Genomic DNA, 12,196 nt, shown 5'->3' on the forward strand with positions numbered 1-12,196 from the left:
GGGCGATGAACAGCTTAAATCATCGTCCCAGAAAATGTCTCGGCTTCAAAACGCCGCACCAAGTATTTATGAAGCAGTTACAATCGCATCAACATGTGGTTGCACTTCGAAATTGAATCCGCCATTTTTTTGAGAGCATTCCATTGTCCAAAATTAATGGGGAATCGCTGGTAGGACCGCCAGCTTTAATCTCATCCAACGTAGTCAATTCTAACGAATTCTCTATTAATTTGGCAGTTCCCATAACAATGGCGCCGTTTCTACCACTCGTAATAACTAGCACTTCCGTTTGGCCTATGACGACACCTTCAACTGTGCCTTCATCGCCTTCGTTTATCCGTTCACAACCTGGGATTGCCATTGAGTGGCTACCAACAATTTGCCCTCCGTTTTGGCTTAATTCAAAAATGGCAGTCCCACATTCAATATTTTTTATTTTTTTGGCTTTTGATCTTAAACCAATCTCACATGCACCAGAGAATGTTTCCCCCGCTGTGGCAGGGGGCAAAGAGATTATTGAAATTAGAGTTGCAACCAATATTAATATTCTTCGTATTTGGCACTTTCCATGAAAAATTAAATTTATTAAATTTAAGACGAATAGTGAATGCCCCCGATGCCGCGAAGCACCAATTCCCCATAACTCCAAAGGGCTTCTCAGCTCGCATTGGAGCCATGTGCGCGGGAACACGCATTTAAAACTTGATAAGTAATAACTATATTGGATGTGGTTTCTGATGGCCTACTGCAAACGTTCGTTGTGTGCTTGGCAATGTCGAATTATAAAGTAAACACCGTAGGTGGCCCTTGTTTCGTCATTCAGTGGCTTATCTGATCTAGCTAATTTGTCTAATGTGAATGTGCTGCAATATTGAAATTAATAATAAATTTGCCATGATGAAATTATTTTGTTCGGCAGAAATGCAGATTGAAGGAATTGACTCTTCACCGTTTTAGATACAGTTAGACCTAAGTAAAAACACGAGGTGTATCCTTTATTTGCTCTTGAGTGTGTCAAAATAGCGCTTTAAGCATTTTTGCATTGTTATTTTGTTTAAATGGCAATGTCAATGCCGCGATTTCTTATCCAACTTACTGGAGTTTCATCATGTTTCAGCACGTCGAAGCCTATCCTGGCGATCCTATCTTGTCTCTGAATGAAGCATTTGGCAAAGATCCACGTCCAAATAAAATCAATCTGTCGATTGGTATTTATTTTGATGATGCTGGCAAGATTCCTATGTTGCCATCAGTACGTGCTGCTGAACATAAAGTCGTTGCGGATGCAGGCGCGCGTCCTTACTTGCCGATGGAAGGCGCAGCGAATTTCCGTACCGCCGTGCAAGAATTATTGTTCGGCAAAGATAGTGCAGCGGTCAAGGCGGGTCGTGTTGTGACGATGCAGATGGTAGGTTCCAGCGGTGGTTTAAAGATCGGCGGCGATTTTATTAAACGTTATTTCCCGACCTCAACCATGCTGGTGAGTGACCCAACCTGGGATAACCACCGCGCTGTATTCGAAGGTTGCGGCATCACCGTTAAGACATACCCATACTATGACGCTGCAACTGGTGGTTTGCGCTTTGATGCAATGCTGGAAGCACTGAAAGCTGCCGAGAAGCACAGCGTCGTGTTGTTGCATGCATGTTGCCACAATCCGACCGGTGTCGATCTGACGAAAGCCCAATGGCAAGCTTTGGCGCCTGTATTGAAAGAGCGCGAACTTATCGCATTTCTGGATCTGGCATATCAAGGTTATGGCGATGGTATTGAAGAAGATGCTTACGCGATTCGTTTGTTGGCTGATGAAGGTTTGAGCTTCCTGGTTGCTAATTCATTCTCAAAGAGCATGAGTTTGTACGGTGAGCGTTGTGGTGCATTGAGTGTTGTATGCCCTGATGCTGCGCAGGCTGTGAATGTTTTAGGCCAGATGAAAGCAACAATCCGCCGCAATTATTCCAATCCACCTATGCATGGCGGCCAGTTGGTTGCCCGTGTATTGAATGACCCAGAGCTACGCCCAATGTGGGAAGCAGAAGTTGTTGCGATGCGCGATCGCATTCAAACCATGCGTCGTAAATTGCATGACGTGTTGAGTGCAAAATTGCCAGGTCGTGATTTTAGTTACTTCCTGACCCAGCGAGGCATGTTTAGCTACACGGGCTTGAGTGCCGAACAATGTGATCTTCTGAAAGAAGAATTCGGTGTGTATCTGGTACGTTCTGGCCGTATGTGCGTCGCTGGTTTGAATACTGGCAACGTTGAGGCGACTGCCAATGCGATGGCTGCAGTATTGGGTTAATGTTAACCTGATATTCTGAGCAAAAAAAGCGATGCTGCAGGCATCGCTTTTTTTATGTTGCTAATGTTGCTAATGTTGCTAATGTTGCTAATGTCGCCAATGTGGCTGGATCATGAAGCGAGTTTTGTGTTTCCGCCTGCTTAACTTGCCATTGCCGGGGTAACCTCGGCGATAGTAAAAATCTGTACCTCTGAGTCAGGTATTTTAAGCAGATGATTAAACGCATTACGTAAGCTGGACTTGCTGCTCGTCGTATAGGCCGTGATCGTGGGTGGCCGCTGAATTGCCAATAAGGATAAGCTCGATTGTTCAAGCAGGCGCTGCAATTGTAGTGCAACAGCGAGCCCGGTATCAATGACTTGCACTGCGCTAGTATCGGCTCCGCTACTTGCGGCGTTTTCTGCCTGGAATTCTTTGATGACCTGTTCAATCAGGTGAGTCACAAATGGATAATGGGTGCAACCAAGCACGATCGTATCGGCGCGGGCTTGCAATAATGGGGTGACGTAATTACGTATTAATTTTAAAGTTGCAATGGAACGCAATTCGCCTTTTTCAATTTGATTAACCAAGCCAACGCAGGCTTGCTCTTCAAATGTTACGGCAGTTTCAACACTGATTTGCTGACGTAATTTTTTGAATTTTTCACTTTGCAAAGTGAACTGCGTCGCCATTACCCCGGCAACTTTATTGAGACTCAGATTGGCTGCAGGCTTTAAGCCAGGCTCCATGCCGATAATAATCAAATCAGGATAGCGTTCGCGTAATGCGTTGATAGCAGCTGCCGTCGCGGTATTGCAAGCGACGACTAAGGCTTTAATCCGCTGTTGTAATAAAAATTCTGTAATTGCAATACAGCGTTCCGTAATATCGGCTTCCGACTTTTCTCCGTAGGGAGCGAATGCCGAATCAGCAAAATAAATCAACGACTCGTGCGGCAGTATATGGCGAATGTGCTGCAGTACCGACAAGCCACCGATCCCAGAATCAAACACCCCTACAGGCGCAAAACGATCAGACTTCATAGTGGGCTATTCCTTTTCCGGGCTGGGCTCATCAAAAACAAGGTCAGAAGAGCCCAGATTTTTACAGATTAAGAGTAATGCTGCGGTGGTTAATTGACGGGAATAATACCTATCTTAGCTTGCCATTCTTTGGGGCCAGTATTGTGTACTGAAGTTCCCTGGGAATCCACTGCAACGGTGACTGGCATGTCGACGACATCAAATTCGTAAATCGCTTCCATACCAAGATCAGCAAAACCAACAACGGTTGCTGATTTAATTGCTTTTGATACTAAATAAGCTGCACCACCAACCGCCATCAGGTAGGCAGATTGATGTTTTTTGATCGATTCAATCGCTACTGGTCCACGTTCTGCCTTGCCGATCATCGAGATGAGGCCGGTCTTTTCTAGCATCATGTCAGTGAATTTATCCATACGAGTTGCAGTTGTCGGGCCAGCTGGACCAACCGCTTCATTACGTACAGGATCAACTGGACCAACGTAATAAATGACACGGTTGGTAAAGTCGACAGGCAGAGATTCGCCTTTCGCTAACATATCCTGAATGCGCTTATGTGCCGCATCACGACCTGTCAACATTTTGCCGTTCAGCAGCAAGGTCTGACCCGGTTTCCAAGAGGCGACTTCTTCTTTCGTCAAGGTATTGAGGTCGATGCGTTTTGATTTTTCTGTATCTGGTGTCCAGTGAACTTCTGGCCAATCCGATAATTTAGGTGGCTCGATATAGGTCGGACCTGAGCCGTCGAGTACAAAATGTGCGTGGCGAGTTGCCGCGCAATTTGGAATCATGGCGACTGGCTTAGATGCAGCGTGGGTTGGATACATATTGATTTTGACATCCAACACAGTGGTCAAGCCACCGAGGCCTTGCGCACCAATGCCAAGCGCGTTAATTTTGTCGCACAACTCAATCCGTAACTCTTCAGTTTTGTTTTGCGGGCCGCGTTGTTTGAGTTCGTACATGTCGATGTCGTCCATTAAGGACTCTTTGGCCATCAACATGGCTTTTTCTGCGGTGCCACCGATACCGATACCCAGCATACCGGGAGGGCACCAGCCAGCACCCATGGTTGGCACTGTCTTCATGATCCAGTCGACCAGAGAATCCGATGGATTGAGCATGACAAACTTAGTCTTGTTTTCAGAGCCACCACCTTTGGCGGCCACCTTCACGTCAACTGTATTGCCAGGCACCAGTTCCATATGAACGACAGCAGGTGTGTTGTCTTTGGTATTTTTACGTTCAAACTGTGGATCGGCAACGATAGAAGCGCGCAGCTTGTTTTCAGCAAAATTGTAGCCTTGTCTTACACCTTCATTAACGGCATCGATGATGGATCCTGAGAAGCCTTCAAAACGAACGCCCATACCAATTTTGAGGAAAACGTTGACGATGCCAGTATCCTGGCAAATCGGACGCTTACCTTCCGCGCACATGCGCGAGTTAGTCAGAATTTGGGCAATAGCATCTTTGGCTGCGGGACTTTGTTCCGCTTCATAGGCGCGTGCAAGATGGGCGATGTAATCCGCTGGGTGATAGTAACTAATGTACTGTAGCGCTGCTGCTACCGATTCGATCAGATCGTCTTGTTTGATGACTGTCATGTTGTGGCTCTTGGCTAGTGATGAAAACTGGTTACTTTGTGAATGCAGCAGTCAGAACAAAACCGGGTTAGCAATGCGCTCAAAAACACACAATAAATCGCGTTTGTGGTTCATTTTGCAGAGCATAACTCACGTCTGCTGTTGCGGGGGTAGGATCAGGTCACAAAAAACATTATTTTACATCTGTGTCATAAACTCGTGTGATTCTGCTTTTTTACTGATATTTTAGTGGTGATGTAATGGTATTATTTTGGTATTGCATTTCTTGTGCCAAACTGACGCAAAACGGCAACAAGGTCTCAAACTAAGTTGCGGCGACCAAGCCATGGTCTTTTTGACCAAATGCAACATCGTCGATGACGTTGTTTTTTGTAATTGTGTGTAAATTAGTGGCGAAAGAGGTGCACGAAACCGTAAGGCTTGAGTAAGTCTCTGGGATTAAGGTTTGCATGTCCAGTTTTATGGTACTGAATTTTGCCTGACCAAATTCAAGCTTTAACGATTTTATTTATTGAAAACAAGACGGAGACAACCATGACAGACCAAACAACCGATAGCACCGAAGTTAAAGCTGAATCCCGAATTTTCCCGCCGCCAGCAGCATTTGCAGCTACAGCAACGATCTCTGGCATGGATGCCTATAACGCCCTCTGCAAATCTGCTGAAGACGATTACGAGGGCTTTTGGGCAAAATTGGCGCGCGAAAATTTGCATTGGCATAAACCATTTACAACAACGCTAGACGAAACTGATGCACCTCTTTACAAATGGTTTGAAGATGGCTTGCTCAATGTGTCGTACAACTGCCTGGACGTTAACTTGCAAAAAGGCAATGGCGATAAAGTTGCCGTGATTTTTGAAGCAGACGGTGGTGAAGTCACGCAAATTACCTACAAAGACTTACATCAAAAAGTATGTCAATTTGCGAATGGTTTGAAGTCGCTTGGCATCGGTAAAGGTGATCGTGTCGTTATCTATATGCCGATGTCAGTTGAAGGTGTCGTGGCAATGCAAGCCTGCGCCCGTATTGGTGCGACGCATTCCGTAGTGTTTGGCGGTTTCTCCGCGAAGTCTTTACAAGAACGGATTGTGGACGTTGGTGCCGTTGCTGTTATTACCGCTGATGAACAAGTTCGTGGTGGCAAACATCTGCCATTGAAAGCGATTGTTGATGAGGCTTTAGCGTTGGGTGATTGCGAAAAAGTCCGCAATGTTGTCATCTATAAACGTACAGGCGGCGCAATCAACGTTGCTGCTGGTCGTGATTTATGGATGCATGATCTGGCAGAGGGCCAGTCTGATGTGTGCGAGCCAGAATGGGTAAGTGCAGAGCATCCACTGTTCATTCTTTATACTTCTGGTTCTACGGGTAAACCTAAGGGCGTACAGCACTCGTCAGGTGGTTATCTGCTGTGGGCAATCTTGACCATGAAGTGGACTTTCGATATTAAACCTTCTGACGTCTTCTGGTGTACTGCAGATATCGGCTGGGTGACAGGTCACACCTATATTACCTACGGACCATTAGCTGTCGGGGCGACAGAAATCGTGTTTGAGGGCATCCCAACCTTCCCGAACGCCGGTCGTTTCTGGAACATGATAGAAAAACATAAAGCAACTATTTTCTACACTGCGCCAACAGCGATCCGGTCATTGATCAAAGCTGCTGATGCGGATGCGAATGTTCATCCATCTAAATACGACCTGTCGTCATTGCGCTTGCTGGGTTCTGTTGGTGAACCGATCAATCCAGAAGCCTGGATGTGGTACCACAACAATATTGGTCGCGGTAATTGCCCGATTGTGGATACCTTCTGGCAAACTGAAACGGGTGGTCACATGATGACGCCGTTGCCAGGTGCGACACCATTAGTGCCGGGTTCATGCACATTGCCATTGCCGGGGATTATGGCAGCGATTGTCGATGAAACAGGCCACGATTTACCGAACGGGCAGGGTGGTATTTTGGTTGTGAAACGTCCTTGGCCGTCGATGATTCGTACTATCTGGGGTGATCCTGAACGTTTCAAGAAGAGCTATTTCCCAGAAGAGTTTGGCGGTAAAGTTTACCTTGCCGGCGACGGTGCGATCCGCAATAAAGATACTGGCTATTTCACGATCACTGGCCGTATTGATGACGTGTTGAATGTTTCCGGACATCGCATGGGCACGATGGAAATCGAATCAGCTTTGGTTGCAAACCCATTGGTTGCCGAAGCGGCTGTAGTTGGTAAGCCTGATGATACGACTGGCGAAGCGATTTGCGCATTTGTGGTGTTGAAACGCAGTCGTCCAACTGGCGATGAAGCCAAACAAATTGCTACCGAGTTGCGTAATTGGGTTGCCAAAGAAATTGGCCCGATTGCCAAACCTAAAGAAATTCGTTTTGGTGACAACTTGCCAAAAACCCGTTCCGGAAAAATCATGCGTCGTCTGCTGCGTGTCTTGGCAAAAGGCGAAACAATTACCCAGGATATATCGACATTAGAGAATCCGGCAATTCTGGAACAATTGAAACAACCTTTGTAATTCGATAGGGTTTTAAGGTTTCAATGATGCGCAACTTATTTTTTAATAAGTTGCGCATCATTAGATAAACAATGGCATCACCTTTGTCGGTTGATGCCATTGTTTTTTGATGTAAGGCGATTATTCTCGGCTATCAATCGTGTTATTCGTGTTATTCGTGTTATTCAAGTTATTAGCGATTGGTGCGCGACATAAATACCAGGCGTTCAAACAAATGTACGTCTTGTTCGTTCTTTAACAGTGCACCATGCAATGGCGGCACGATTGCTTTATTGTCTTTACTGCGTAAGGCTTCAGCAGGAATGTCTTCAGCCAGTAAGAGTTTAAGCCAGTCGATAAACTCCGACGTCGATGGTTTCTTTTTCAAGCCTGCTACATCCCGGACTTCGTAGAACGTTTGTAAAGCTTGTGTCAATAAGTCCGCCTTCAGTTTAGGGAAGTGAACATCGACGATTTTCTGCATCGTTTCTTTGTCTGGAAACTTGATATAGTGGAAAAAACAACGGCGTAAAAAAGCGTCCGGTAGTTCTTTTTCATTGTTCGATGTGATGATCACCAGCGGTCTATGCTTGGCGCGGATCATCTCACGGGTCTCGTAGACGTAAAACTCCATTCTGTCCAGTTCGCGCAGCAAGTCATTCGGAAATTCAATATCCGCTTTGTCGATTTCATCAATCAGTAAGACGACGGGCTCATCAGCAGTAAATGCCTGCCATAACACACCTTTGACGATGTAATTATGGATATCTTTTACTCGCTCATCGCCTAGTTGCGAGTCACGCAGACGGGAAACCGCGTCATATTCATACAAACCCTGTTGCGCCTTGGTGGTCGATTTGATGTGCCATTGCATTAAAGGCATATTCAGTGCGGCAGCGACTTCCTCTGCCAACATGGTTTTCCCAGTACCAGGTTCGCCTTTGATCAGAAGCGGCCGTTGTAGTTTAAGCGCGGCATTGACGGCGAGTTTCAGGTCATCGGTGGCGACATAATTGTCGGCGCCATCAAAACGGAGAGTGGTGGTTTCCTGCGTCATGGTGGGTTTATTAAGAGTAGGGTTGGTCGAATGCTTCATTAATAAATCAAATTGTGTGCCGCTCTGCAAATGCGTAAGGCAAGTAAAATTAATCCGAACTTGAGTATAAGCCAGAATCTGCCATTTCGTGAACGCCTGTTCTATTTTTTGCAAAATCCAACGGCAGGTCGTTACTATTTTTTACCAGCATCATGCAAAAGTGTTGTCAGATGCGGAATAAATTACTAGTTTTACGCGTGTTTTTTACGCACAATTGATATTGATCATATAAAATGGTGCGCGGTATCAAGGTGTTGTCTTCATTGTTCTGTTTGTTTAATTCAATTCGCTCATATGAAAAAATTGTTTGCAATCCTCGCCCTGGCGAGTCTCGCTCAAGCTGCAGTCGCAGCAGAAGTTGTTGGCAATGCGAAAGATGCTGCTGATAAAAAAATTGCGATGTGCATAGGCTGTCATGCCATTCCTGGTTATAAGGCAACGTTTCCTGAGGTCTATCAGGTGCCAATGATTGGTGGGCAATCGGCTAAATATATTGAAAGTGCTTTGCAAGCCTACCGTAAAGGGGATCGCAAACACTTATCCATGCGTGGCGTTGCCGGCAGCTTGTCGGATCAGGATATTGCTGATTTAGCGGCTTACTACTCACAACAAAAATAAGAATAGGAGCTGGATATGAAAAAAGTTACCTTAACTGTAACGATGGCAACTGCGGCAACTGTTTTATCTTTGTTTGCCGCCAGCGCATCCGCTGCTGGAAACATTGAAAATGGTAAAGCGATCGTCGAGAAAAATAACTGTGCGTCTTGTCACGGTAAAGACTTTAAATCACCGATTGATCCAAGCTATCCAAAATTGGCTGGACAGCATGCTGACTATTTAGTCGAAGCGCTGAAGGGGTATCAACGCGGTATAGATGGCCCAAATGGTCGTGGCAATGCAACAATGGGCGCGCAAGCCAAGGCTCTATCGAATACTGATATCGTCGATGTTGCCGCTTATTTGCATAGTTTGCCAGGGACACTGGTGTTGCAAAAATAAGCTTTCGATGATTTGATCGTTGTTATTAATAAGATAAAATAATCCGATAAAACAATACGATAAAACAATACGATAAAAAACCACGCCTGGTGCGTGGTTTTTTTATCGACAGCGTTGTTGTAAGGCTTCAATATAGGCCTGTCCATCGGGAGGTAAGCCAGTTCTTTGTGAGTTCCAGATCATTTCGCCCAGACATTCCATGATCTGGTGATGCGCTTCATGTTCTGAATTAAACTTATTGGCGAGTAACTGAAAAGCCGCTTTGACGCCACGCGGCTGATCAACAGAAATTTGTTCTGCGATCGATAAGTGCATGGACAAATGCAAAAAAGGGTTGGTTTGCCCCTGATCGACACTGTAATTTGCTTCTAATGCGGCATTGACGTCTTTCAGATCTGGGTCGTATTCCGGATGTTGACGAATCCAGTCCGATGCGATTGCTTCGAGCGGCGTTAAAATTTCGTGAGCGTGGATTTTGCGGTAAGCATCGCAAAAAAAACGTCGAACGTCGTGCTGACTTGGGGTGAACATAAAGACAATCGTAAAAGCGTAGCGCAAAGGCGTGTATTGTAAAAGGAATTGACTTTGCTTGCTGCGGATTTCGGCAGTTTTACGCTACAGACGTTTTCGGTGACTTCGGTTATGATGCTGCGATTATTAAAACTAGAATGCGATAAGGAATCTTATGTTGACTAAAGACGCTCTCAATACCTTGTTTACAGATGCTCGTACGCATAATGGATGGCTGGATAAGCCTGTAACCACGGCACAACTGCAAGAAATTTACGATTTGATGAAGTGGGGCCCGACTTCTGCCAATGCCTCGCCCGCCCGATTTGTATTTGTAACCAGTCCTGCTGAAAAAGAAAAATTACTGAGCTGTATGGCTGAAGGTAATATCGAAAAGACCAAAACAGCCCCGGTCACCGTAATTATTGGTATGGATATGGCATTCTATGATCAATTGCCCACTCTATTTCCGCACGCTGACGCGCGCTCCTGGTTTGTCGGTAATCAAACTGTGATTGACGCGACCGCATTCCGCAATTCATCGTTGCAGGGGGCCTATTTCATGCTGGCTGCCCGCGCAGTTGGTCTTGATTGTGGAGCTATGTCGGGTTTTGATCCAGAGCGAGTGAATGCGACTTTCTTTGCTGGTACGAGTGTCAAAGTTAATTTTATCTGCAACCTTGGCTATGGGGATGCTGAAAAATTATTCCCTCGTTCACCACGTTTGAGTTTTGACGAGGCATGTAAAATCCTTTAATCGCCAGTTTTCGCACGAACGCTCTTACACGTTGTCCGGTAAGGGCGTTTTTTGTTTGTATTCGCACAAGTCGGCGATCATACAATTCCAACATTTCGGTTTTCTGGCAATGCAGGTGTAGCGCCCCAGTAAAATTAACCAATGATGCGCATCTTGCTGAAATTCTTTCGGTACAAATTTCATTAGCTTTTGTTCGACGACATCGACGTTTTTTCCAGGCGCAATGCCAGTCCGGTTGGAGACTCTGAAAATGTGGGTGTCAACCGCAATCGTTGGTTCGCCAAATGCGGTATTCATCACGACATTTGCTGTTTTTCTGCCAACACCAGGTAAGGCTTCTAGCGATTCTCGGTCACGTGGTACTTCGCCATCATGTTCTGTCAAAATGAGGTGGCAGGTTTCAATCACATTTTTTGCCTTGGTGCGAAATAAACCTATCGTCTGAATGTATGGGATCAGACCGTCCACACCCAACGCGTAGATGCTCGCTGGCATATTGGCGACCGGATACAATAAGCGAGTTGCTTTGTTCACTGATACATCAGTCGCTTGTGCTGATAGCAGTACGGCAATCAGGAGTTCAAACGGCGTGGTGTATTCAAGCTCCGTTGTAGGGTGCGGGTTTTCTTGTTGCAAGCGGGTGAAAATGGCGTAACGTTTTGTGGCGTTCATACTGACTTATCTCCGGATTCAGCTTGTAGTTTTTTTAAGCGTGCACGTTCAATGGCTGCAGAGATGATGGCTTTTTTGCGTTCTTTTTGCTGAATTTCATCTTCGCTTTGTGCAGGTTCTTGCTCCAGGGCTTTAAGTTTCGCAGCGGCTTTGTCGGCTAAACGTTGATCGTTTTCTTGCTTTTCTCGTTGCAGGCGCTGGTTTCTGAACTCATATTGTTGTCTTGCGTGGACTGCTTGCTCTTCGCTCCAGGCTGACCACCCCGTTTTTTCTTTGGTGACTGGTATCATTTCGATACAGTCGACAGGGCAAGGTGCTACACAAAGGTCACATCCAGTGCAGCGCTCGGCAATGACAGTGTGCATTTGCTTGGGGGCGCCGACGATTGCATCGACCGGGCAGGCCTGAATGCATAGGGTGCATCCGATACAAAATGCTTCTTCAATAACGGCGACCGGTCTGGGGCGTTCAACACCATGCGACGTATCTAAAGGCAGAATTGGCTTAGCCAGCAGCTTGGCGAGACGTGCTACGCCTTCTTGACCTCCTGGTGGGCATTGATTGTAGTTGGCATTGTCATTGGCAATCGCTTCGGCATATTGATGGCATGACGGGTAACCGCATTTCGTGCATTGGGTTTGCGGTAGGATATTTTCAATTTGTACTGCGAGAGTGTTAGACACGGCGAACTTTAAATTAACATCACAAACGCTGAATTAT

Annotated in this window: 11 protein-coding genes and 2 pseudogenes; 6 read left to right on the forward strand and 7 right to left on the reverse strand. The window is 45.9% G+C overall.

The window, feature by feature from the left end; genetic code table 11:
• A pseudogene (locus tag ACO0K1_RS06965) lies at positions 1 to 116 on the forward strand (IS30 family transposase); the annotation flags it as partial.
• On the opposite strand, the gene ACO0K1_RS06970 reads toward ACO0K1_RS06965, so the two are convergent.
• Positions 89 to 538, reverse strand: coding sequence for a hypothetical protein (locus ACO0K1_RS06970; RefSeq protein ID WP_423024095.1), 450 nt, complete (start codon positions 536 to 538; stop codon positions 89 to 91). The pseudogene ACO0K1_RS06965 and the gene ACO0K1_RS06970 sit on opposite strands and share 28 nt — an antisense overlap.
• A gap of 570 nt (positions 539 to 1,108) precedes the next feature.
• Here ACO0K1_RS06970 and ACO0K1_RS06975 point away from each other — a divergent pair.
• Positions 1,109 to 2,302, forward strand: coding sequence for an aromatic amino acid transaminase (locus ACO0K1_RS06975; protein ID WP_423024097.1), 1,194 nt, complete (start codon positions 1,109 to 1,111; stop codon positions 2,300 to 2,302).
• 140 nt (positions 2,303 to 2,442) lie between these two features.
• Here ACO0K1_RS06975 and murI read toward each other — a convergent pair whose 3' ends face one another.
• Both murI and ACO0K1_RS06985 read right to left on the reverse strand, forming a co-directional pair.
• Positions 2,443 to 3,327, reverse strand: coding sequence for a glutamate racemase (murI, locus tag ACO0K1_RS06980; RefSeq protein ID WP_423024099.1), 885 nt, complete (start codon positions 3,325 to 3,327; stop codon positions 2,443 to 2,445).
• A gap of 89 nt (positions 3,328 to 3,416) precedes the next feature.
• Complete coding sequence (locus ACO0K1_RS06985) at positions 3,417 to 4,934, reverse strand: fumarate hydratase (protein ID WP_423024101.1); 1,518 nt, start codon at positions 4,932 to 4,934, stop codon at positions 3,417 to 3,419.
• Between the two features lie 534 nt (positions 4,935 to 5,468).
• Between ACO0K1_RS06985 and acs the strand changes: the two genes are divergently transcribed.
• The gene (acs, locus tag ACO0K1_RS06990) at positions 5,469 to 7,463 is read left to right on the forward strand and encodes an acetate--CoA ligase (RefSeq protein ID WP_423024103.1); all 1,995 of its coding nucleotides are present in this window, start codon (positions 5,469 to 5,471) and stop codon (positions 7,461 to 7,463) included.
• A 172-nt stretch (positions 7,464 to 7,635) separates the two neighbouring features.
• Here the strand turns inward: acs and ACO0K1_RS06995 are convergent, their stop codons facing one another.
• Positions 7,636 to 8,499 (reverse strand): AAA family ATPase, encoded by an 864-nt coding sequence (locus tag ACO0K1_RS06995; RefSeq protein ID WP_423024262.1) that lies wholly within the window; start codon positions 8,497 to 8,499, stop codon positions 7,636 to 7,638.
• Between the two features lie 333 nt (positions 8,500 to 8,832).
• On the opposite strand from ACO0K1_RS06995, the gene ACO0K1_RS07000 reads away from it, so the two are divergent.
• Together ACO0K1_RS07000 and ACO0K1_RS07005 are read left to right on the forward strand one after the other, a co-directional pair.
• On the forward strand, positions 8,833 to 9,156 hold the full coding sequence (locus ACO0K1_RS07000; RefSeq protein WP_423024105.1) for a c-type cytochrome: 324 nt from the start codon (positions 8,833 to 8,835) through the stop codon (positions 9,154 to 9,156).
• A 15-nt stretch (positions 9,157 to 9,171) separates the two neighbouring features.
• Complete coding sequence (locus tag ACO0K1_RS07005; protein WP_423024107.1) at positions 9,172 to 9,537, forward strand: c-type cytochrome; 366 nt, start codon at positions 9,172 to 9,174, stop codon at positions 9,535 to 9,537.
• A gap of 102 nt (positions 9,538 to 9,639) precedes the next feature.
• Here ACO0K1_RS07005 and ACO0K1_RS07010 read toward each other — a convergent pair whose 3' ends face one another.
• Positions 9,640 to 10,068 carry a DUF1841 family protein gene (locus ACO0K1_RS07010; RefSeq protein ID WP_423024109.1) on the reverse strand — a complete coding sequence of 143 codons (429 nt, stop codon included), beginning with the start codon at positions 10,066 to 10,068 and terminating at the stop codon, positions 9,640 to 9,642.
• A gap of 154 nt (positions 10,069 to 10,222) precedes the next feature.
• On the opposite strand from ACO0K1_RS07010, the gene ACO0K1_RS07015 reads away from it, so the two are divergent.
• The gene (locus tag ACO0K1_RS07015) at positions 10,223 to 10,804 is read left to right on the forward strand and encodes a malonic semialdehyde reductase (RefSeq protein WP_423024111.1); all 582 of its coding nucleotides are present in this window, start codon (positions 10,223 to 10,225) and stop codon (positions 10,802 to 10,804) included.
• A 24-nt stretch (positions 10,805 to 10,828) separates the two neighbouring features.
• On the opposite strand, the gene nth is transcribed toward ACO0K1_RS07015, so the two are convergent.
• Both nth and rsxB read right to left on the reverse strand, forming a co-directional pair.
• Entirely contained in the window at positions 10,829 to 11,476 is a 648-nt protein-coding gene (nth, locus tag ACO0K1_RS07020; RefSeq protein WP_423024113.1) for an endonuclease III, read from the reverse strand.
• Positions 11,473 to 12,186, reverse strand: a pseudogene (gene rsxB / locus ACO0K1_RS07025) (electron transport complex subunit RsxB); the annotation flags it as partial. The gene nth and the pseudogene rsxB, both read right to left, overlap by 4 nt.
• Positions 12,187 to 12,196 lie beyond the last annotated feature (10 nt).

This window comes from Undibacterium sp. SXout20W, assembly GCF_049340285.1.
Lineage (GTDB): Bacteria > Pseudomonadota > Gammaproteobacteria > Burkholderiales > Burkholderiaceae_D > Undibacterium.